Raw genomic sequence first — 21,479 nt, 5'->3', positions numbered from 1 at the left:
ATGAATACAAATAGCTTAGCTTCTGCCACACGGGATCTGATAACATGGGTCGTGGCATGATAGTTCGGGTAACGAGTTTTTTGGCGAAAATAAGATACCAAATTATTATGCCGCTCAATTCCCTTTGAGTAAGCGTCAACACGCCCCAATACCACTTAAGAAAGTTATAATGAAAAAAGAAGTTCGGTTCCGTCCTTTATTTTTGCACCCACGCTATTGGTTTACATGGTTTGGTCTCACTATTCTATGGTTGCTAGTTCAGCTTCCTTACCCTGTTCTGATGCGACTGGGAGCTAGCGCAGGTAAACTATCCCGTCACTTCCTTAAACGCCGCGAACGTATTACCTGCCGTAACATCGAACTCTGCTTTCCTCACATTAGTGAAGAAGAAAAAGAGAATATGATTGCGGCTAATTTTGCATCGCTGGGGATGGCTCTGGCTGAAACCGGTATCGCTTGGTTCTGGTCTGACCGTGCAGTAAAACGCTTGTTTAATGTTTCAGGTCTGGAGAATTTACATTCCGCACAGAGTGAAAAAAATGGCGTGATGTTAATCGGTATACATTTTATGTCACTGGAGCTGGGTGGCCGTATCAGTGGGTTGTGCCAGCCGATGATGGCAATGTACCGGCCGCATAACAACTTAGTCATGGAATATGTTCAGACTAAAGGCCGTATGCGTTCAAATAAGGCAATGATTGATCGCCGAGATCTGAAAAAGATGGTTCGGTTTTTGAAACAAGGCGAATCAGTTTGGTTTGCTCCAGACTTGGATTACGGCCCTAAAGGCAGTACCTTTGCGCCATTTTTCGCGGTAGAAAAAGCAGCGACAACCAATGGCACTTTTGTTTTATTCCGTCTGGCTAAACCTGCGATGGTACCAATCATATTGATCCGTAATAAAAATAACGATGGATATAAACTGATTATCGAACCCGCACTTAACAATTATCCTCATACTGATGAATCATCCGCAGCGGCTTATATGAACAAAGTCATTGAAAGGCAAATAATGCATGCTCCCGAACAATACCTTTGGTTACATCGCCGCTTTAAAACCCGCCCAGCAGGTGAAGAATCACTATATGACTAAGTACAAAGTAGGTTATCAGTCTATTTGGCTGTTTCCTGACACACATACGACTAGGGCGTGTTGATATTTTGTCTTCATCATTGACTCGCCCCACATAAGTACCCAGAGAATGGTAAATGCCAGTGCCAATGTGCTGGCGTAATTTCGAGCCAATTCACTCAATTCCCTTCGAGAAAACGTCTACACACCCTAATATCCTGACTTAACTACCACCTACTGAAGTAGGTGGGTTAGCGCACTTCGGTGCCGACGACTGAAAGTCGTCGAACCACGCACCTCGTAAACGCGCATAGGTCAAAACATTAAAGTCAAAGTCACCGTCTAAAGACGGTGGTTTTAACCTGTCATATGGAAAAATAAAAGAAGAAGCCCCATAAAGCTGACGCTTTATGGGGCTGAATCTGTGGAGTTGGCCGATAAGCCGGGTTCTGTCGTGGACAATCATTCATCTAGGCCAGAACTTACGCGCTGGCTCAAGCAACCTACCCGGGTTCGATACGGGCCGTACCATGTGAACCTCTATTTGGTCTTGCTCCGGGTGGAGTTTACCGTGCCACGGACTGTTACCAGCCGCGCGGTGCGCTCTTACCGCACCCTTTCACCCTTACCTGATCTCAGCTTCTCACGAAGAAAAGCTGAGCCATCGGCGGTTTGCTCTCTGTTGCACTGGTCGTAGGCTTTCACCTCCCAGACGTTATCTGGCACCCTGCCCTGTGGAGCCCGGACTTTCCTCCCCTTTACTCTTCCCCGAAGAGAGCAGTAAAGCAGCGACTGTCTAGCCAACTCCGGCGCGGATTATAAGGGGTTTATTTCCTGATGTATAGGAGTTTTCACACATCCCTTTATACACAATGGATTTCACATTTCAGTTTCATTTTGCTCAATAGCATGACGATACAGAGCATTTTTCTTCACGCCATGAATCTCAGCGGCCAAAGCCGCTGCTTTCTTCAACGGCAGCTCTTTTTGTAATAATGCCAGTGTCCGTAATGCTTCCGGCGGGAGACTGTCATCTGCGGGTTTATGATACCCCTCAACAATCAACACCATTTCTCCCCGACGGCGAGTTTCATCCTCCCTGATCCACGCCAGTAATTCCCCCACAGGCATACCCTGAATAGATTCCCATGTTTTCGTCAGCTCTCGTGCCAACACCACGTATCTCTCTGCTCCCCAGACTTCAACAATATCTTCTAAGCTGTCCAGCAAACGATGAGTGGATTCATAGAAAATCATTGTCCTTGATTCCTGAGCCAAATCACGCAGCGCATCCTGACGCCCTTTGCTTTTGGCTGGCAGAAAACCTTCATAGCAAAACCGATCGGAAGGCAGACCGGCCGCAGATAATGCCGCAATTGCCGCACAAGGCCCCGGCAACGGAACAACACTAATTCCGGCTTCACGACAGCGGCGGACAAGGTGATAGCCCGGATCATTAATTAATGGCGTTCCGGCATCAGAGACGAGCGCGATACTTAAACCCTGTTGTAATTTCGCAATTAATTGATCTGCTTTCTGCTGTTCATTATGATCATGAAGTGCGAACATGCGCGCATTAATGGCAAAATGTTGAAGTAACAGGCCGGTATGTCGCGTATCTTCGGCAGCAATCAAATCGACATGTTTAAGAACTTCAAGTGCGCGCTGAGTGATATCCCCCAGATTTCCGATAGGAGTTGGCACAACATACAGCGTAGATGTCGTAACCACTGCTCGATTGGTTTGATTCATTGTTTCATCCGAATGACCGATTTAAAATTGAGCATCTTTGAAAAAAACATCACTGGATACAGTATGCTTCCCTCAATTTTTGTGCGTTTCAAAACTGGTTTAGTCTGCACAGCATTGCTGACAACTATGATTATTGCAGGGTGTACCATGCCTACACCACAAGGGCAACCACCTTCTGAGCCACAAGACAAGATCAGCGCAGAGATTAACCGCTATCAGGCCATTATTGATAATGCAGGCAACCAGCCTTCTCTGGAAGTCATCCGTGCTTATATTGCACTGGAACCCAATATAGAAAATGAAGCCGCACATCAGCAAAATATTGATGATACTTGGCAAGCCCTGACTCATCTCACTGCCCAGCAGCTCAGCGAACTGGTCATTAATGCCAATGAATACACTCTTCAGGGTTGGCTCGACCTGCTCAACGCTTATCAGGCCAATAAGCAGGACGCGGACAAACTTCGTTCGGCCATTCGGGACTGGCAAATTCGTTATCCGGAAAACCCTGCTGTTCAGAACTTGCCTTCCTCTCTGAAACAAATGTTGCATGTCACTCAGGTCCAACAGGCCAGTATCGGGCTTTTCCTGCCTTTGAGCGGACAGGCTAAAGCATTTGGTGATGCGATTCGTCAGGGGTTTCTGGATGCACAAAAAGGACTGCCAAAGCCTGAGTTACCTGTAAATACATCAGCTGTAGCGCCTAGTAGTGCCGTCGACAATACTTCTGTTGATACCGATTCTGTTGACACGAATTCTGTTGATAGCATCATTACCAACGCGGTGGAAACCGATCAGGCGAACACTGCGGATACAACGGAAACGGGTATGACAGGGCAATTCACCATTAATTCAGTTCCTGTCAATCATCAAGTAGTGAAAATCTATGATACCGACAGCCAGCCTTTGGCTAGTCTGCTGGCACAGGCGGAGCAGGACGGAGTAACACTCGTCGTTGGCCCTCTGCTGAAACCTCAGGTAGAACAGCTGGTACAGATAAATACTCCGTTAAATATTCTGGCATTGAATAAACCGGATACCACACAACTTCATCCTAATTTCTGTTATTTCTCTCTGTCACCTGAGGACGAAGCTAAAAGCGCAGCGCAGCATATCTGGCAGCAACAGAAACATAATCCACTGGTGTTAGTACCACGCTCTGTATTGGGTAGCAGAGTAGCAAATGCCTTTGCAACTGAATGGCAGCAATTAGGGGGTTCCGAAGTATTACAACAATCCTTCGGCACAGTGGCGGAAATGAGACAATCCATGAACCGTGGAGTCGGCATCCGTATGTCCGGAACCGCAATTCCGGTCAGCAATTCTGTTCCTGACGCCAATGAAACGCAATTTTCTGATACAACACAATCAGATAAGCACTTACCCATTGTCACCAGCACATCTCGTGGCCCGGTTGATGCGGTCTATATTGTGGCAACAACCGATGAGCTGACACTCATCAAACCAATGATTGATATGGCAATCAGCTCCCGCAAAAAACCGGCTCTTTATGCCAGTTCACGCAGTAATAAAGCCGATGCAGGCCCGGATTTTCGTCTGGAAATGGATGGTATGCAGTTCAGCGATGTCCCATTATTAACGGGAGCGAATGTTCCACTGATGAGGCAGGCTGCCAGTAAGTTCGGGAATGATTACTCTCTGATGCGCCTCTACGCAATGGGAATTGACGCCTGGTCACTGGCTAATCATTTTGCACAACTACAACAAGCCAGCGGTTTCAATATGAATGGCGAATCTGGTGAACTCTCTGCCATAAATGATTGTACAATATATCGCCAGTTGCCGTGGATGCAATTCAGCAATGGGCGCATTATGCTGGAGAGCCGCATGACAGAAAATAGCGTAACCGGAAATACTGACGGTACGCTGAACAATGCTACAGAGAACTCAGCTACTGACAATCATGCTGGGTAGAGCCTGAAGGCAGTAAGTCAGCCCGATAAATAACATCTTCTTTTGAGTGGTAATTTCAGGATGAAAAAGCCCCAAATTAATCGTTACGCGCAGGGATGCCATTACGAACAACAGGTTAAACAGTTTCTGCAAAAACAGGGTCTTGTGTTTATTGCAGAGAATGTGAAAATTCGTGGTGGAGAGATCGATCTGATCATGCGTGACAAGCAGGTCTGGGTTTTCGTTGAAGTTCGTTTCCGCCAGAATGCACAATATGGTGATGCCATTGCTACAATTACCCAGAGCAAACGCAGAAAGTTATTGCATACGGCTTCGGTCTGGCTTTACCAGCGTAACGAATCTCTTGATACTGCGGCCTGCCGTTTTGATGTTTGCGCAATTACCGGTCAGAAATTTGAATGGCTGAAAGATGCTTTCAATTTAAATGAAAACCTATCTGATAGGTTCTGAATTTCAATAAATATATTATCAATAATATAGGTCATAACGTGCTGGATAGAATTAAAGTCTGCTTTACAGAAAGTATTCAAACGCAAATCGCAGCAGCAGAGGCATTACCGGACGCCATTTCACGCGCCGCAATGATGATGGTTCAATCACTGCTGAATGGCAACAAGATCCTGTGCTGTGGCAATGGCGGATCCGCCGCAACAGCACAGCGTTTTGCCGCCAGTATGATAAATAGATTTGAAACAGAGCGGCCAAGTCTGCCAGCATTGTCACTGAATGCTGATAATGTTGTCATCACTGCCATCGCCGGCAGCAGGCAGCCGGAAGAAATCTACGCTAAGCAGGTTCGGGCTCTGGGGCAGGCCGGAGATGTTCTGCTGGCTATTTCTACGCATGGTAACAGCCGGGCTATCATTAAAGCCGTAGAAGCAGCCGTTACCCGCGATATGACCATTGTTGCACTGACAGGTTTCGATGGCGGTGAGTTAGCAGGGTTACTGGGACCACAGGATGTGGAAATCCGTATTCCTTCCCACCACAGTGTCAGGATTCAGGAAGTCCATATGCTGACAATTAACTGTCTGTGTGACTTAATCGACAATACTTTATTTCCTCATCAGGATGACTAAGGAGCCAAATAATGCGGTTACTCTCTTTATTACTGGTATTTTGCAGCACAATGTTACTACAGGGATGTATTGGTGCAGCCCTTGTAGGTTCTGCTGCAATTGCTACCAAAGCAGGTACGGATCCACGGACGGTTGGGCAACAGGTGGATGATACAACTCTGGAAGCCCGTGTCAGTAATGCCATAAGCAAGGATCCACAAATTAAGTCTCAGACCCGTATCGTCACGACGGTTTATCAGGGAAAGGTTCTGTTAACCGGACAAAGCCCGGATATGCAGCTGGCAGAGCGGGCAAAACAGATAGCGTCGAAAACTGAAGGTGTCAGTGTGGTCTATAACGAAATCAGACAAGGGAAGCCCGTTTCTCTTGGTACTGCCTCAGTGGATGCCTGGCTGACAACGAAAGTACGTTCAAAAATTCTGGCCAGCGATGCGGTGAAATCATCAAATATCAAAGTGGTGACTGAAAATGGCGAAGTCTTTTTATTCGGGATTGTGACCAGACAAGAAGGCGCTGATGCAGCGAAAATTGCCAGTGAAACTGATGGCATTAAACGTGTAACCACCGCATTTACTTATCTCGATTAACTGCCGGGAGAGCAGCATAAAACAGAGCTGTTTTGCTTGTACTTCTATACCCTATGGATTTCGAGTTGCATCGCGGCGGCAAGAGAATTCATCCCCAGAAGCATAGATAACTATGTGACTGGGGTGAGTGAGCGCAGCCAACAAAGAGGCAACTTGAAAGACGACGGGTATATATCCGCCATCTTTCCGGCAGTACCACATTATATCTTCAGTTTATTCGAGTCAGAAAATGCTTCCCTCCCAATAACTGCATTTGACGTAATATCCATTGCTGGCGTTGCAGCACATAGGCAGAAGGTGCATCAACCCGGTAGCGTATCGGATTAGGTAATACTGCCGCCAGAAGAGCCGCTTCAGAAGCGGTCAGCCGGCTGGCTGGTTTACCGAAATAGTGCCGGGAAGCGGCTTCCACACCAAAAATTCCCCTGCCAAATTCAGCAATATTCAGATAGACAGTGAGAATACGTTTCTTTGACCACACCAGTTCCAGAGCCATTGCCATTCCCGCCTCCAGACCTTTCCTTACCCAACTGCGCCCTTCCCACAGGAATAAATTCTTGGCGGTTTGCTGAGTAATGGTGGAAGCCCCACGTATCCGTTTCTGATCTTTTTTATTATGTTCCACCGCCATTTTTATCGCAGAAAAATCAAATCCCCAGTGTTCCGGAAACCGTTGATCCTCGGCAGCAATCACGGCTAATGCTATATAAGGTGAGATTTGATCTTGGTCCACCCAACTAGAGCGAGAAACATAAGATAAATTAATTGAGATTAACGCATCTACCTGTCTTTCCAGCATCACCATAGAAAACGGCACTGGCAGAAATGAAAATGTGATTACAGCAACAAACCATAAAAGAGTGATCGTAAGCACAATTTTCTTCAACCAGCGCCATAATATTGAAAAAGGATTTCTCATCCTATTACTCAATCATTTCCAATATTTTTCTGACTAATTTATCGATCCCTATTTCAGCCTCAGACAAGGATTGAGCCAGCATATATGCTGGGGTTGTTACAATTTTGTTTTCAAAATCAATAACAATGTCGTCAACCGGGCATTCAATATGAATCCCGCCCATTTTCTCTATCTGTGATACCGTTTCAGGATCATTACCTATAGTGACTTTTATCGATTCGCCTAATATTTTAGGCACCATCACAGGAGCAATACACATAAACCCCATCGGCTTGCCTTTTTTGTGCATATCCTGAACAATACTGAAAAATTCTTTATTTATTTCACAATCAAATCCTTTAAATGCGAAATTACTTAAATTTTTAGCTGCGCCAAAACCTCCGGGAACGATAAGTGCATCCAATGTATAGGCATTAATTTCAGATAATGGCTGAATATTACCTCTTGTTATACGGGATGATTCTTCCATTATGTGACGTATTTCTTGTTTTTCCTCTCCATTAAGGTGATTAATTACATGATGTTGTGACTCATCTGGAGAAAAAAAAGACACTTCAGCGCCTAAACGGCTCAAAGAGAGCATAGTTAGGACTGATTCATGGATTTCACTCCCGTCATAGACCCCACATCCACTTAATATCACTGCAACAGATTTCATATTTATCTCCATTTGTAGTAGATTAATGCTTAACCCCTTAGAGGGTTAAACACCAATCTTCATCACAGATTTTAATGAATCTTGTAACAAAAAATCTTATCTTTGCTATGTTGGTACTTGTGTTCTGTGTGAAAGAATTCTCAAATTACTCGCGCCTAAAAAAAATCTTAGATTAGCGGGTAAACAAGTTTCCCTGGTGTTGGCGCAGTATTCGCGCACCCCAACTTCGGTTGGGGTTATTTTTTTGTAGCGCCCGTTAACCAGTTTCTTAATGTTTCCGTATCATTTTTCCATTCCAGATTTAACTCATCGACCCACTCTTGTACGTTATCCCACCACGCGGGTAAATCCGGTGACTGGATCTGCTGTGCCAACTGTTGCAGATGACGTAATCCGACAGAACCAGCAGCGCCTTTAATTTTATGGGCCTCTTCTGCAATCCCTTTTTGGTCTCTCGCCGTCATATTTGAGTCCAATAGAGCAAGGTAGCCCGGCATCATATCCTCAAAAATAGTCAGGTTATCGATGACCATTTTCGGCCCGACCAGATCGATATACTGGTTAAGCATCTCAGTATCGAGTAACTCTTCCTCTTTCTTCGGCTCAATGAATTCCGGTAATACAGTTTCAGCCTCCGTTGACTTACCCCAGAATTTTTCCATTACCGCAGTCAGTTCCTTAACAGAAAGCGGCTTACTGAGTACTTCATCCATGCCAGCATCAAGATATTCTTTTTTGTCTTTCAATACATTGGCAGTCAGAGCGATCAGAGGAGGGAGCGTGTGATTCGGATAACGTTGATGTAATTCGCGGGCAACATCCAGACCCGTCATATCCGGTAACTGAATATCAAGCAGCACCAGATCATATTCATCAGGATCAAACATATCCAGAGCATCACCGCCAGTCATGGCAACATCGACACTATTACCCAGTTTCTCCAGAACAGAACGGGCAACAATCACATTCAGCTCAATATCCTCAACCAATAGAATATTCAGGGCAGGTAATGGCAATGCGTCTTCTTCTTCCGCCCCTTCCGGGTTTTCATCAATCGCAGACGCGATGATAGATAAAGTAAAACAGGAGCCTTTTCCGACTGTACTATTAACTGTGATATCGCCACCCATAGCCTGTGCAAGCCGTTTCGACACTGCCAGCCCGATCCCTGTCCCTGTTGCCGGGCGACCACCAGCACTGTCTCTGACCTGATAATACATAGCGAAGATTTTTTCTAATTCATCAGCTGGGATGCCAATACCAGAATCAGTCACTTCAAACAGCAGACGATCCCCTTTTTCACGCCAGATACGAACCCTTATCTCCCCTTTCTGGGAAAACTTCACCGCATTACCAATTAAATTCCATAGGATCTGACGTAAACGGGTTCCATCAGCCAGTATTCTGGCCGGTAGTGGCAGCTCAGGTTCCAATACAAAACGGATCCCTTTTGGCTGCGCCAGTAATCCGGATATGTTCTCCAAGTCCACTATGAAACTGGTAAAATCAATGAACTGGCTGTCTAGCTGGACTTTTCGTCGTTCAATCTTATCCAACTCAATGATGTCATTGAAAATATTACCCAGCGTGATTGCGCTGACATGGATCGTTTTCAGATAGTTGCCCTGTTCTGGTGTCAGGTTAGTATCCATCAGGATACGGCTTAAACCGACAATGCCATTTAAAGGCGTACGAAGCTCATGGCTAATCGTAGAGATAAAAGTAGTTTTGTCCCTGCTGGCATTCTCCAGCGCATCCTGATAGCGCTTACGCTCGGTTATATCGCGCCCGAATCCCATCAGGCCATGCCTCTTGCCGATACGATCATAAAAAGGCACTTTTCTCAGCTCAAAACAGGCCTTGCGCCCATCAGGATAAACCAGCCACTGCTCATAGGTCAGTGAGACATTGTGCCGAAAGACTTTTTCATCCGTCTCCATTACCTTGTTGGCAATTTCTTTATCGTAGACTTCTGTCGGTGTCAGGCCAATCAGTTGCTTTTCACTTTTACCGGTCAGCAACTCCATTGCGCGGTTACAACCGGAAAATTCATTGTCTTCGTTGCGGTAATAAACCAGATCAGGCGAAGCATCAAGAAACGAACGTAACAAAACGGATTGTTGTTCAAGTTCAATCTGTGTTTTTTCGCGGTGCTCCATTTCTAATTTCAATTTATCCAGCAGGACCAGATGCGCCTGTTCCGCTTTTTCTCTTTCACTGATTTCCTGATTCAGTTGGGTAATATTGTCTTTTAGCTGTTGATTCAGTTTGGCATCACGCTGGCGCATTTCCTCCAGCTTTGCCACCAGACTGGATAAACGCTGGCGTGACTCTTCCAGCTGTTCCACAACAATAGAGAGAAAATAGACAGCCCACGGTGTAATTAATAAACCAAAGAAAATAGAACGGATTAAATCAATACGCTGCACTTCCCCATGCAAGACGAAAGTTACGGCCATTTGCATCGTCATTGCCAGAATTACCAGAACAGACGCCAGTAGTAATGAAAAACGCACAAGCCCGAGTTTCATCATTAAATCAACGTAATATTGGGCAAGCCCCCTGATAAACTTCATAACAGCTCCAAGTAAAATCACCAGATTGCATCATAGCCTAAAAAAAGCCTGACTTCGTTAGGGGATATTATTTCCCATTCTCAAAAAGAATAAAAAAGCATAAAAACAGAATAATAAATCATCCATAAATTTAATCCCCCACAAGCGACTAAAAAACAAACAATAATTTATACTTAACAAACTTAAAATACATAACTACATTCTTACAAAAGCAATAAAAAAAGATTAATAAACCAATTAAAGGCGATTTTAAAGCATATTTAAAATGCACATTAGGTGTAAAATGGTGATATAAATCACATCATATCCAAGTCATGACACAGGTCACAAAACGGATAATTAACGAATATATTACATATATTCAATTAATTAACCTCATTCTCATGGCTGAAAACACCTTTAGACACAATTTGACCTACTTTATTTTTCTCGCTAAGTTGGGAATTCACTGAAAATCACCTGCTAGTTTTTTATCTAGCTCATATTTATGCAGTGCCCTTATACAGAAACACAACATCATTTTGCTGTCTGTTATTAGCGGTAAATGGTACTGCCGATAAGACAAGCAATATTTGACTGAGGGCGCAATTCAGACGCCTGTAGAAATAATGATTTATATCATCACGTAATTGATGTGAGAGTCGGACAGAACTTGAGGGATTTACCATGTTGTATGACAAATTACAGGAAAAAGATAACTGTGGCTTTGGGCTAATCGCACATATTGAAGGGGAACCAAGCCATAAAGTGGTGCGTACAGCGATACACGCATTAGCCAGAATGCAACATCGGGGAGCAATTCTGGCAGACGGGAAAACCGGCGACGGCTGTGGTTTATTAATGCAAAAACCCGACCGTTTTTTCCAGATGCTCGCGAATGAACAATCGTGGCGACTGGCAAAAAACTACGCCGTCGGTATGCTGTTTTTAAGTCAGGATAGCCAAATCGCTCAGGCATGCCGCAATATTATTGAGCAGGAGTTAGAACATGAAACCCTGTCTATCGCTGGATGGCGGGAAGTCCCCATCAATCAGGATATTTTGGGTAGTATCGCCCTGTCGAGCCTTCCCCGTATTGAACAGATCTTTGTCAACGCTCCAGCCGGGTGGCGATCGCAGGATTTAGAGCGCAGGCTGTTCATTGTCCGGCGGCGCGTGGAAAAACGTATTACTGATAAAGATTTTTATGTTTGTAGCCTTTCCAATGTAGTCACTATTTATAAAGGGCTATGTATGGCGGCTGATTTACCACGCTTCTATCCGGACTTAGCCGATTTGCGGATGGAATCTGCGATCTGCCTGTTCCACCAGCGGTTTTCAACCAACACCGTTCCCCGCTGGCCACTGGCTCAGCCGTTCCGTTATCTGGCTCACAATGGAGAAATCAATACGATCACCGGAAACCGTGAATGGGCAAGAGCAAGAGCTTACAAGTTTCGCACTCCTTTGATCCCGGATTTACAAACGGCGGCTCCTTTTGTCAATGAAACCGGCTCCGATTCCAGCTCACTGGATAACATGCTGGAGCTGTTTCTCAACGGAGGGATGGATTTAATCCGTGCAATGCGTTTACTTGTCCCGCCAGCATGGCAGAACAACCCAGATATGGATGATGATCTGCGCGCCTTTTTTGATTTTAATTCCATGCATATGGAACCGTGGGACGGCCCTGCCGGTATTGTTATTTCTGACGGGCGTTATGCAGCTTGTAACCTTGACCGCAACGGTTTACGTCCGGCCCGTTATGTGATTACTAAGGATAAACTGATTACCTGTGCTTCAGAAGTGGGAATATGGGATTATCAGCCCGATGAAGTCGTCGAGAAAGGGCGGGTCGGACCAGGCGAATTAATGGTGATCGACACCCGAAAAGGCCGGATTCTGCACTCTGCGGAAACAGATAACGATTTAAAAAACCGCCATCCTTATAAAGAGTGGCTGGAGAAAAATGTCAGGCATCTGACACCATTCGAAAAATTACCGGAAGCGCAGGTTGGCAAACGAGATTTGGATGATCGTATGCTGGCAACCTATCACAAACAGTTTGCTTACAGTAATGAAGAGCTGGATCAGATTATCCGCGTACTCGGTGAGAATGGTCAGGAGGCAACCGGATCAATGGGCGATGACACGCCATTTGCCGTCCTTTCCAGCCGCCCGCGTATTATCTATGACTATTTCCGCCAGCAGTTTGCTCAGGTAACCAACCCTCCTATTGATCCGCTGCGTGAAGCCCATGTCATGTCGCTCTCCACCCGTATCGGCAGGGAAATGAATGTCTTTTGTGAGGCAGAAGGTCAGGCTCACCGCCTGAGTTTCGAGTCGCCGGTACTGCTTTACCCTGATTTCGTGCAACTGACAAAGCAACAGGAATCTTATTACCGGGCAGAAACACTGGATTTAACCTTTAATCCACAGGAGAGCAATCTCAAAAATGCCGTCTCAGCCCTGTGCGAACAGGCCGAAAAACTTGTCCGTGATGGTGCCGTCTTGCTGGTGTTGTCTGACCGCCATATTTCTCCTGAAAAATTACCGATCCCTGCCCCCATGGCTGTTGGGGCCATCCAGCATTGTCTGGTGGAAAAAAGCCTGCGTTGCGATGCCAACCTGATAGTCGAAACGGCCAGTGCCCGCGATCCTCACCACTTTGCCGTACTGCTTGGATTTGGGGCTACCGCTGTTTACCCTTATCTGGCCTACGAATCCTTAGGCAAAATGATCGATGACGGCACGCTCACGACCCCATACGCCCGCGTAATGCTGAATTATCGTAATGGCATCAATAAAGGGCTATATAAAATCATGTCCAAAATGGGGATTTCCACAATATCCTCTTATCGTTGCTCTAAATTGTTTGAAGCCGTCGGTTTGCATTCCGAAGTCACAGATATTTGCTTCAATGGTGTTGTCAGTCGTATTGAAGGGGCTGATTTCAGTGATTTTGAGCAGGATCTGCATAATCTCTCCAAACGGGCTTGGTTGCACCGCCATACTATCGAGCAGGGAGGGTTGCTGAAATATGTCCACGACGGAGAATATCACGCGTATAACCCTGATGTTGTCAGCACGTTGCAGGCAGCCGTTCACAGCGGTAATTACAGCGATTACCAAAAATACTCACAACTAGTCAATGGTCGTCCGGTAACGACACTGCGCGATTTACTGGCTATCTCACCAAAAGGTGAACCCGTTCCTATTGAAGACGTCGAGCCTGCAGAAGAGCTGTTTAAGCGTTTTGATACCGCCGCGATGTCGATTGGCGCTCTGAGTCCCGAGGCTCATGAGGCGCTGGCTGAAGCAATGAATACACTGGGTGGTTACTCCAATTCAGGGGAAGGCGGAGAAGATCCTGCCCGTTATGGCACGAAAAAAGTCTCCCGCATTAAGCAAGTTGCCTCCGGACGCTTTGGTGTTACACCGGCTTACCTAAGTAGTGCCGATGTGATTCAGATTAAAATTGCTCAGGGAGCAAAACCCGGAGAAGGCGGGCAATTACCGGGAGATAAGGTCACGCCTTATATAGCCAGACTACGTTACTCAATCCCCGGTGTGACACTTATTTCACCACCGCCGCATCATGATATTTATTCTATCGAAGATTTAGCTCAGTTAATTTTTGACCTGAAACAAATCAACCCCAACGCACTGATTTCCGTCAAGCTGGTTTCTGAACCGGGAGTGGGAACGATTGCTACCGGAGTCGCAAAAGCCTATGCGGATCTTATCACTATCGCCGGTTACGACGGCGGAACAGGTGCAAGTCCTCTCTCCTCAGTTAAATATGCCGGCTGTCCCTGGGAACTTGGTCTGGTAGAAACCCAGCAGGCTCTGGTTGCAAATGGCTTGCGCCATAAAATCCGTCTTCAGGTTGATGGCGGGTTAAAAACCGGAGTCGATATTATTAAGGCGGCTATTTTAGGTGCGGAAAGTTTTGGCTTTGGCACAGGGCCGATGGTCGCCCTCGGCTGTAAATATCTGAGGATCTGCCACCTCAATAATTGTGCTACCGGAGTGGCAACACAGGATGAGAAACTGCGCCAGTCCCATTATCACGGGCTACCGGAACGAGTGATTAATTACTTCCACTTTATTGCGCAGGAAACGCGTGAAATTCTGGCGCAACTGGGAGTCCGGAAGCTAACAGATCTAATTGGCCGCACAGACTTACTTGAAATACTGGAAGGTATCTCTGCCAAACAAAGTAAACTCAATCTTAAACCTCTGCTGGAAACAGTGCAGCCCCACGAAGGCAAGGAGCAACACTGTACAGAAGATAACCCGTCTTTTGATCCGGGAATTCTGAATAAAGCGATTGTCAAACAAGCTCTGCCTTACGTAGAAAAATCGCAGAGTAAGTCATTCTATTTCGATATCCAGAATACGGACCGTTCTGTCGGTGCAGCATTATCCGGCATCATAGCAACCATGCACGGTGATCAGGGGCTGGCGGGCAATCCCATAAAACTGCATTTTTCAGGAACAGCCGGGCAAAGTTTTGGCGTCTGGAATGCTGGTGGGGTTGAACTGACACTCACCGGCGATGCCAATGATTACGTCGGCAAGGGTATGGCTGGTGGAAGAATTGTTATCCTGCCTCCGGTTGGTTCAGCATTCAAAAGTAATGAAGCGACTATTATTGGCAATACCTGCCTTTATGGGGCAACCGGCGGAAAACTCTTTGCAGCGGGTCGGGCCGGTGAGCGCTTTGCCGTAAGAAATTCAGGCTCCATCACTGTGGTTGAAGGTATCGGCGATAATGGCTGTGAATATATGACCGGCGGGATAGTCTGCGTGCTGGGTGATACTGGCGTCAACTTCGGCGCAGGCATGACCGGAGGATTCGCTTATGTTCTCGATGAATCTGATGACTTCCGCAAACGGGTTAATCCAGAATTAGTCGAAGTGCTCTCAATCGATACCCTTGCCATTCATAAAGAACATCTGCGCGGATTAATCACTGAACACGTTCGCCTGACCAGCTCCCCACATGGTGAAAACATTCTGGAAAACTGGTCACAGTGGGTCAATAAATTCGCACTGGTTAAGCCTAAATCCAGTGATGTCAGCGCGCTGCTGGGGCATCGTAGCCGTTCCAGCGCAGAATTACGGGTTCAGGCACAGTAGGAGTCAGGAATGAGTCAGAATGTTTATCAGTTTATCGATCTACAGCGTGTCGATCCTCCGAAAAAAGCGCTGAAAGTCCGCAAAATAGAATTTGTGGAGATTTATGAACCTTTCTCTGAAATTCAGGTAGAAGCTCAGGCAGATCGATGCCTTGACTGCGGCAATCCTTACTGTGAGTGGAAATGCCCGGTACATAACTATATTCCGAACTGGCTGAAATTAGCCAATGAAGGACGCATTATTGAAGCCGCGGAGCTATCTCATCAGACCAACAGCCTGCCGGAAGTCTGTGGGCGGGTTTGTCCGCAGGATCGTCTGTGTGAAGGTGCCTGTACGCTGAATGACGATTTTGGCGCTGTGACCATCGGCAATATTGAGCGCTATATCAATGACACCGCCATTGCAATGGGCTGGACACCTGATATGTCACAGGTGATCCCGACAGGTAAGCGCGTTGCTATCATTGGAGCAGGCCCGGCCGGACTGGCCTGTGCTGATGTTCTGGCCCGCAATGGGGTACAGGCTGTCGTTTATGATCGTCATCCTGAAATTGGCGGTTTACTAACGTTTGGGATCCCGGCATTCAAACTGGAAAAAGAAGTGATGAGCCGTCGCCGTGAAATTTTCGCCGGAATGGGTATCGAGTTTCGCTTAAACACGGAGATAGGTAAAGATGTTGCTCTTGCTGATCTCACAAAACAATTTGATGCCGTTTTTTTGGGAGTCGGGACTTATCAGTCTATTCATGCCGGTCTGGAAAATGAAAATGCCAGCGGAGTATACGATGCCCTGCCCTTTCTCATTGCCAACACTCGCCAGTTAATGGGCTATGAAGCATCACCAGAACAGCCCTATATTGATATGAAAGGTAAGCGGGTTCTGGTTTTAGGTGGTGGTGATACTGCGATGGATTGCGTACGTACTGCGGTTCGTCAGGGAGCAAGTCATGTGATTTGCGCCTACCGACGGGATGAAGAGAATATGCCGGGCTCCCGCCGGGAAGTGAAGAACGCCCGGGAAGAAGGCGTCAATTTCCAGTTCAACCTTCAGCCTATCAGCGTTGAAATCAATCATAACGGACATGTTTGCGGGGTCAGAATGGCTCAGACGCAATTAGGCGAAATGGATGAAAAAGGACGTCGTCAGGCGGAACTTATCCCCGATTCTGAGTTTGTCATTAACGCCGATACTGTAATTATGGCATTTGGTTTCAAACCACATTCCATGACATGGCTGGATGACCATCAGATCAATCTTGACAGACAAGGGCGTATTATCGCTCCCGAATCCAGTATCTTACCCTTCCAGACCAGTAACCCTAAAATCTTCGCGGGCGGGGATGCTGTTCGAGGCTCAGATTTAGTTGTTACTGCCATTGCTGAAGGCAGAAAAGCTGCCTCTGGTATTCTCGACTACCTTGAAGTCTAATTTCATTTTCTCCCGAACTTTTCTCCGGTCTTTTGGCCGGAGAAACTCCTGCCAAATAATCGATACTCGCATCATTATCTTTTTACTACCATAATGATTATGTTTTTTTACATTATGCGATTATTCCTATATCCCAAAAACAAATATTTAAATTTAATATCCTGAAAATTACCAAATAAATATTCTTCCTAAAAAAACATCAGGAATACAGCGTACCCATGAAATAAAATTCCGCTAATTACAAAAACAACAGATTTAACATCTGCCATCTCAAACCGATTACATAATAATTAATTGAACGGGATTTCTGGGTGCAGAAGGTAAGGCGCTCGATTGAAATCCGGAAGATATAATAACAGAGAGAAATAAATGCGTTTATTAACTAAAACATCCCTGTTTTCTTTCGTACTCTTGATTAGTTTTCCTTCTATCGCCGGTTTATCCACGCCAAAGGAGATTATTCAGCAAATTACCGAAAGGGGAGTGAATTCCACTGTTGCTGAAATAGGTGAAAGAAATAAAAGAAATGAAATTGCTAGACTTATTGCTACCGGAGATCCTGAATGGTTAGAAGTTGCTTTTCGGTTGACTCCCAATACCCATCGGGAATTCTCCAATCAGATCTTTGACTCCTTGGCACTTGCTCTGCTCAACAATCCAGCTGGAGTCTTAGCTCAGGCCAACAAACACAGACCTAACTTAACAAATAGCATCTGTGATCTTTCATTGGCAGTTATAGCAGAGAAAAACAAGCATAAACTTATCAAAGGCATAGTTGCAAGTTTAAAGAACGCTGAAAAATCCGCAAAAAGAGAAGATAAAGAAAATATAGAAAGGTGTATTTTGAAGTTGAACCAAGTATATCCAAGATATTTTTAATATACTTCTAACTGGTTAGTCCATTTTTCTATCCCCGCCGCATAAGAGTGATTGAAGCTGAGTTTAGTTTCAATCCTGATCATTCTTACTGTTTTAGAAAAAGAAATCACTTCAAATAATTTCTCACTTCTTTAAAAGCTAATTTCCAATTCAACATATAAAAATTTTTCTTAAAGAGATATTTCAGAAAATAGGGTATGAGTGAATTAAGATAATATTTCATACGTAAATTACAGATTTGACCCTCCCACTTTTAAGTAAAATGCATATAACAACATTAAATAATAACCAATTAAAAATTCATTACATGATATACCCTGTGGATTTCAACGTGCAGCAAGCAAAGCCGTAAATTGAAAAATATGGATATAATAATTGGGAGAGATAAATGCGTTTACTAACTAAAATATCCCTGCTCTCTTTCATATTCTTGATTAGTTCACCTTCTGTCGCCGGTTTATCTACACCAAAAGAAATTATTCAACAGGTGAAGGAGAGGGGTGTAAATTCTGTTGTTGCTGAGATAGGTGAGAGAAGAAAAAGAGAAGAAATAGCTGACTTTATTACTACCGGAGAGACTGAGTGGTTAGAAGTCGCTTTTCAATTAGTTCCTAACATCCACCACGATTTTTCCAACCAGATCTTTAATTCATTATCCTTTGCTCTAATTAATAATCCGATTGAAGTTTTAGCGATGGCAGATAAATACCAGCCATCGTCAATCAATAACATCTGCAATATCCCATCAACACTAATAGGAACACAAAGCAAAGAAAAATTTGTTCGGGATGTAACTGTAAGTTTAAAGAAAGCCAAAACATCAGCAAGCAGAAAAGATGAAGAAAATATAGAATTGTGTCAGTTCGCGTTAAATAAGTCTTATGTTGCATTTTTATAAAAAATAGAGGAGATAATTTCTCCTCTATTTTTTCGTATTACGTTTATAACGCTTTATTTTACAACACGTAACGTCGGACGACCTTTTGGAGGCTGAGGTGGCTCATCATCCGGCGGGTTATCATCATGAGATGTTTTCATATCACGAATCAATACCAGATTATCGGCTACCGGAGACTCTGAAATCTCCAACTCGGAGTCTGTTTCATAGGCGATTTCTGGCTCAAACATCATCCCTGCACCGTTTTCACGGGCATAAACCGCAATGACAGCAGACATAGGAACAGATACCTGACGCGCGACACCACCAAAACGGGCATTAAAACGAACTTCGTCATCAGCCAATTCCAGATTACCAACCGCCCGTGGAGCAATATTCAGGATTATCTGCCCATTCTGCGCATATTCCATCGGGACGTTGACACCATATTGAGTCACATCCACAACGATATGCGGAGTCAAATCATTATCCAGCAGCCACTCATAGTGTGCCCGCAGTAAATAAGGGCGGCGGGGAGACATTTGAGTCATATCCATACATTAACCCCGTGACTGTAAACGTATTTCACGCTCTGCTTCTGTCAATGAAGCCAGAAATGCGTCACGCTCAAATACACGCTGCATATAAACCTGAAGATCTTTGGCTCCCGGGCCAGACAGCTCAACGCCCAGCACAGGCAAACGCCATAACAACGGAGAAAGATAGCAGTCAACCAGACTGAACTCATCACTCATAAAGAAAGGCATTTCTCTGAAAATCGGTGCGATTGCCAGCAATTCTTCAGCAAGGCGTTTCCGCGCAGCATTGGCTTCCTGAGCACTTCCTTCCTGAATTTTATACATCAGGGAATACCAGTCTTTTTCAATTCGGTGCATCATCAGACGACTGGAGCCACGTGCAACAGGGTATACAGGCATGAGCGGTGGATGCGGGAAACGCTCATCCAGATATTCCATTATGATGCGAGAATCATAAAGAGTCAGCTCACGATCTACGAGGGTAGGAACCGTTTGATAAGGGTTCAGATCAATCAGATCCTGAGGCAAATTGCCTGCTTCAACGTGTTCTATCTCAACGCTGACCCCTTTTTCCGCCAGTACAATTCGCACTTGATGGCTAAAAATGTCGGTCGGGCCGGAAAACAGAGTCATTACCGAACGTTTGTTGGCAGCGACAGCCATGAAAACCTCCAAGTTTATCTAAAAAAAGGAACGAACAGCCCTTCAATGAACAATGGCTATTCTCGCTCATATTCTCATCCGGTTTCGCACTTATTATCCGAGGATTATTAAGACAAGTCAGGCAAACGCATGGATAAGGCAAAAAATTGTCACTAGTCTACCAGATTTTGAACATTTTGTGGGGAAGTAGATTGAGAATTAATGATGATATATCGGAGTTCAGGGAATTATCTCTGCAATATGCTCTTTTTTTCTGCAAAAAAAGCGTATTCACTAAGGAAATAAAACTCCGCAATAAAAAACCCGCCATAAACATGGCGGGTTTCAACATTAATCCAATGCCACCGTAGTGACAAAAAATTAACGCTTGGAGAACTGTGGACGACGACGTGCTTTGCGCAGACCCACTTTTTTACGTTCAACTTCACGAGCATCGCGAGTAACGAAGCCAGCTTTGCGAAGATCAGAACGCAGAGTCTCGTCATAAGCCATCAGTGCACGGGTGATACCGTGACGGATTGCGCCTGCCTGACCAGAGATACCACCACCTTTAACAGTGATGTACAGATCCAGTTTGCCCAGCATGTCAACCAGCTCAAGTGGCTGACGAACAACCATGCGCGCAGTTTCACGACCGAAGTAAACTTCGAGGCTGCGTTGGTTGATTACGATGTTACCGCTACCTGGCTTAATGAAGACACGAGCGGATGAGCTTTTGCGGCGACCAGTGCCGTAGTATTGATTTTCAGCCATTGCCTATAATCCCGATTAAATGTCCAGAACTTGTGGTTGCTGTGCCGCGTGGTTGTGCTCGCTGCCCGCGTAAACTTTCATTTTACGGTACATTGCACGACCCAGAGGCCCTTTTGGCAGCATGCCTTTAACCGCGATTTCAATGACACGCTCAGGACGGCGGGCAATCATCTCTTCAAAGGTCGCTTGCTTGATACCACCGATGTGGCCAGTGTGGTGATAATAAATTTTGTCAGCACGTTTGTTGCCAGTTACAGCAACTTTCTCTGCGTTAACAATAATGATGTAATCACCAGTATCAACGTGCGGAGTATATTCCGCCTTGTGCTTGCCGCGCAGGCGGCGAGCTATTTCAGTTGCAAGACGGCCAAGAGTTTTGCCATCTGCGTCAACAACATACCAGTCGCGTTTTACGGTTTCTGGTTTAGCTGTAAAAGTTTTCATTAAAGCTTACCCAATTATAAGTTACACGTTGGTGAACACTCGAGGTTCAGAAACTTTGTTGAGGTTCACACGACTCATGTCCAGCAAACCTACCCCTTCGAATAGCCTATGCCGGCACTAATGCAAGTTTTTTGGGAAATAAAAAATCTTGCTGTAACGTGGGGTCGCAAGATTATAGAGAAGTCGTTATAAAA

The 21,479-nt window shown here is 45.2% G+C and carries 16 protein-coding genes, 1 other RNA gene and 1 pseudogene; 9 read left to right on the top strand and 9 right to left on the bottom strand.

The window, feature by feature from the left end; genetic code table 11:
• Positions 1-169: 169 nt before the first annotated feature.
• Positions 170-1,093 (top strand): kdo(2)-lipid IV(A) palmitoleoyltransferase, encoded by a 924-nt coding sequence (gene lpxP / locus AACX38_RS09505; protein WP_228862923.1) that lies wholly within the window; start codon positions 170-172, stop codon positions 1,091-1,093.
• Between the two features lie 401 nt (positions 1,094-1,494).
• Here the strand turns inward: lpxP and rnpB are convergent.
• Both rnpB and rsmI read right to left on the bottom strand, forming a co-directional pair.
• An RNA gene (gene rnpB / locus AACX38_RS09500) (RNase P RNA component class A) lies at positions 1,495-1,880 on the bottom strand.
• Between the two features lie 71 nt (positions 1,881-1,951).
• Positions 1,952-2,824 (bottom strand): 16S rRNA (cytidine(1402)-2'-O)-methyltransferase, encoded by an 873-nt coding sequence (rsmI, locus tag AACX38_RS09495; protein WP_099122320.1) that lies wholly within the window; start codon positions 2,822-2,824, stop codon positions 1,952-1,954.
• 147 nt (positions 2,825-2,971) lie between these two features.
• Between rsmI and AACX38_RS09490 the strand changes: the two genes are divergently transcribed.
• The 4 genes from AACX38_RS09490 to dolP are packed head-to-tail and all read left to right on the top strand — an operon-like array spanning position 2,972 to position 6,425.
• Complete coding sequence (locus tag AACX38_RS09490) at positions 2,972-4,759, top strand: penicillin-binding protein activator (protein WP_370630588.1); 1,788 nt, start codon at positions 2,972-2,974, stop codon at positions 4,757-4,759.
• Positions 4,760-4,819: 60 nt separating this feature from the next.
• Entirely contained in the window at positions 4,820-5,209 is a 390-nt protein-coding gene (locus AACX38_RS09485; protein ID WP_099122318.1) for a YraN family protein, read from the top strand.
• A 38-nt stretch (positions 5,210-5,247) separates the two neighbouring features.
• The gene (gene diaA / locus AACX38_RS09480) at positions 5,248-5,838 is read left to right on the top strand and encodes a DnaA initiator-associating protein DiaA (protein ID WP_099122317.1); all 591 of its coding nucleotides are present in this window, start codon (positions 5,248-5,250) and stop codon (positions 5,836-5,838) included.
• An 11-nt stretch (positions 5,839-5,849) separates the two neighbouring features.
• Complete coding sequence (gene dolP, locus AACX38_RS09475; protein WP_228862921.1) at positions 5,850-6,425, top strand: division/outer membrane stress-associated lipid-binding lipoprotein; 576 nt, start codon at positions 5,850-5,852, stop codon at positions 6,423-6,425.
• A 208-nt stretch (positions 6,426-6,633) separates the two neighbouring features.
• Here the strand turns inward: dolP and mtgA are convergent, their stop codons facing one another.
• The 3 genes and pseudogenes from mtgA to arcB all read right to left on the bottom strand — a co-directional run bounded on the left by mtgA (position 6,634) and on the right by arcB (position 10,578).
• The gene (gene mtgA, locus AACX38_RS09470; RefSeq protein WP_099122315.1) at positions 6,634-7,344 is read right to left on the bottom strand and encodes a monofunctional biosynthetic peptidoglycan transglycosylase; all 711 of its coding nucleotides are present in this window, start codon (positions 7,342-7,344) and stop codon (positions 6,634-6,636) included.
• Between the two features lie 4 nt (positions 7,345-7,348).
• Entirely contained in the window at positions 7,349-8,002 is a 654-nt protein-coding gene (elbB, locus tag AACX38_RS09465; RefSeq protein WP_228862920.1) for an isoprenoid biosynthesis glyoxalase ElbB, read from the bottom strand.
• Positions 8,003-8,174: 172 nt separating this feature from the next.
• Positions 8,175-10,578, bottom strand: a pseudogene (gene arcB / locus AACX38_RS09460) (aerobic respiration two-component sensor histidine kinase ArcB).
• 666 nt (positions 10,579-11,244) lie between these two features.
• Here arcB and gltB point away from each other — a divergent pair.
• The 4 genes from gltB (at position 11,245) to AACX38_RS09440 (ending at position 18,907) form a co-directional block, all read left to right on the top strand.
• On the top strand, positions 11,245-15,702 hold the full coding sequence (gene gltB, locus AACX38_RS09455) for a glutamate synthase large subunit (protein WP_228862918.1): 4,458 nt from the start codon (positions 11,245-11,247) through the stop codon (positions 15,700-15,702).
• A gap of 9 nt (positions 15,703-15,711) precedes the next feature.
• Complete coding sequence (locus AACX38_RS09450) at positions 15,712-17,130, top strand: glutamate synthase small subunit (RefSeq protein ID WP_228862917.1); 1,419 nt, start codon at positions 15,712-15,714, stop codon at positions 17,128-17,130.
• 369 nt (positions 17,131-17,499) lie between these two features.
• On the top strand, positions 17,500-18,009 hold the full coding sequence (locus AACX38_RS09445; RefSeq protein WP_228862916.1) for a hypothetical protein: 510 nt from the start codon (positions 17,500-17,502) through the stop codon (positions 18,007-18,009).
• Positions 18,010-18,397: 388 nt separating this feature from the next.
• Positions 18,398-18,907, top strand: a complete 510-nt coding sequence (locus AACX38_RS09440) for a hypothetical protein (RefSeq protein WP_228862915.1) — start codon at positions 18,398-18,400, stop codon at positions 18,905-18,907.
• A gap of 53 nt (positions 18,908-18,960) precedes the next feature.
• Here AACX38_RS09440 and sspB read toward each other — a convergent pair whose 3' ends face one another.
• The 4 genes from sspB to rplM all read right to left on the bottom strand — a co-directional run bounded on the left by sspB (position 18,961) and on the right by rplM (position 21,285).
• A complete protein-coding gene (sspB, locus tag AACX38_RS09435) occupies positions 18,961-19,443 on the bottom strand; it encodes a ClpXP protease specificity-enhancing factor (RefSeq protein ID WP_099122309.1) in 483 nt (160 codons plus the stop codon).
• A 3-nt stretch (positions 19,444-19,446) separates the two neighbouring features.
• Complete coding sequence (sspA, locus tag AACX38_RS09430; RefSeq protein ID WP_086954480.1) at positions 19,447-20,088, bottom strand: stringent starvation protein SspA; 642 nt, start codon at positions 20,086-20,088, stop codon at positions 19,447-19,449.
• Positions 20,089-20,448: 360 nt separating this feature from the next.
• Positions 20,449-20,841, bottom strand: a complete 393-nt coding sequence (gene rpsI / locus AACX38_RS09425) for a 30S ribosomal protein S9 (RefSeq protein ID WP_012990148.1) — start codon at positions 20,839-20,841, stop codon at positions 20,449-20,451.
• Between the two features lie 15 nt (positions 20,842-20,856).
• Complete coding sequence (rplM, locus tag AACX38_RS09420) at positions 20,857-21,285, bottom strand: 50S ribosomal protein L13 (RefSeq protein ID WP_086954482.1); 429 nt, start codon at positions 21,283-21,285, stop codon at positions 20,857-20,859.
• Positions 21,286-21,479: the final 194 nt, after the last annotated feature.

The sequence above is a fragment of the Xenorhabdus sp. PB30.3 genome, assembly GCF_963895965.1.
Classification (GTDB): Bacteria; Pseudomonadota; Gammaproteobacteria; order Enterobacterales; family Enterobacteriaceae; genus Xenorhabdus; species Xenorhabdus stockiae.
This window is presented reverse-complemented; position numbering and strand designations above follow the sequence as displayed.

What these genes read in the sequence shown, in the direction of transcription:
- lpxP (WP_228862923.1), top strand. Translation starts at nt 170, where the DNA reads ATGAAAAAAGAAGTTCGGTTCCGTCCTTTATTTTTGCACCCACGCTAT.
- rsmI (WP_099122320.1), bottom strand. Translation starts at nt 2,824, where the DNA reads ATGAATCAAACCAATCGAGCAGTGGTTACGACATCTACGCTGTATGTT.
- AACX38_RS09490 (WP_370630588.1), top strand. Translation starts at nt 2,972, where the DNA reads ATGCCTACACCACAAGGGCAACCACCTTCTGAGCCACAAGACAAGATC.
- AACX38_RS09485 (WP_099122318.1), top strand. Translation starts at nt 4,820, where the DNA reads ATGAAAAAGCCCCAAATTAATCGTTACGCGCAGGGATGCCATTACGAA.
- dolP (WP_228862921.1), top strand. Translation starts at nt 5,850, where the DNA reads ATGCGGTTACTCTCTTTATTACTGGTATTTTGCAGCACAATGTTACTA.
- mtgA (WP_099122315.1), bottom strand. Translation starts at nt 7,344, where the DNA reads ATGAGAAATCCTTTTTCAATATTATGGCGCTGGTTGAAGAAAATTGTG.
- elbB (WP_228862920.1), bottom strand. Translation starts at nt 8,002, where the DNA reads ATGAAATCTGTTGCAGTGATATTAAGTGGATGTGGGGTCTATGACGGG.
- gltB (WP_228862918.1), top strand. Translation starts at nt 11,245, where the DNA reads ATGTTGTATGACAAATTACAGGAAAAAGATAACTGTGGCTTTGGGCTA.
- AACX38_RS09450 (WP_228862917.1), top strand. Translation starts at nt 15,712, where the DNA reads ATGAGTCAGAATGTTTATCAGTTTATCGATCTACAGCGTGTCGATCCT.
- AACX38_RS09445 (WP_228862916.1), top strand. Translation starts at nt 17,500, where the DNA reads ATGCGTTTATTAACTAAAACATCCCTGTTTTCTTTCGTACTCTTGATT.
- AACX38_RS09440 (WP_228862915.1), top strand. Translation starts at nt 18,398, where the DNA reads ATGCGTTTACTAACTAAAATATCCCTGCTCTCTTTCATATTCTTGATT.
- sspB (WP_099122309.1), bottom strand. Translation starts at nt 19,443, where the DNA reads ATGGATATGACTCAAATGTCTCCCCGCCGCCCTTATTTACTGCGGGCA.
- sspA (WP_086954480.1), bottom strand. Translation starts at nt 20,088, where the DNA reads ATGGCTGTCGCTGCCAACAAACGTTCGGTAATGACTCTGTTTTCCGGC.
- rpsI (WP_012990148.1), bottom strand. Translation starts at nt 20,841, where the DNA reads ATGGCTGAAAATCAATACTACGGCACTGGTCGCCGCAAAAGCTCATCC.
- rplM (WP_086954482.1), bottom strand. Translation starts at nt 21,285, where the DNA reads ATGAAAACTTTTACAGCTAAACCAGAAACCGTAAAACGCGACTGGTAT.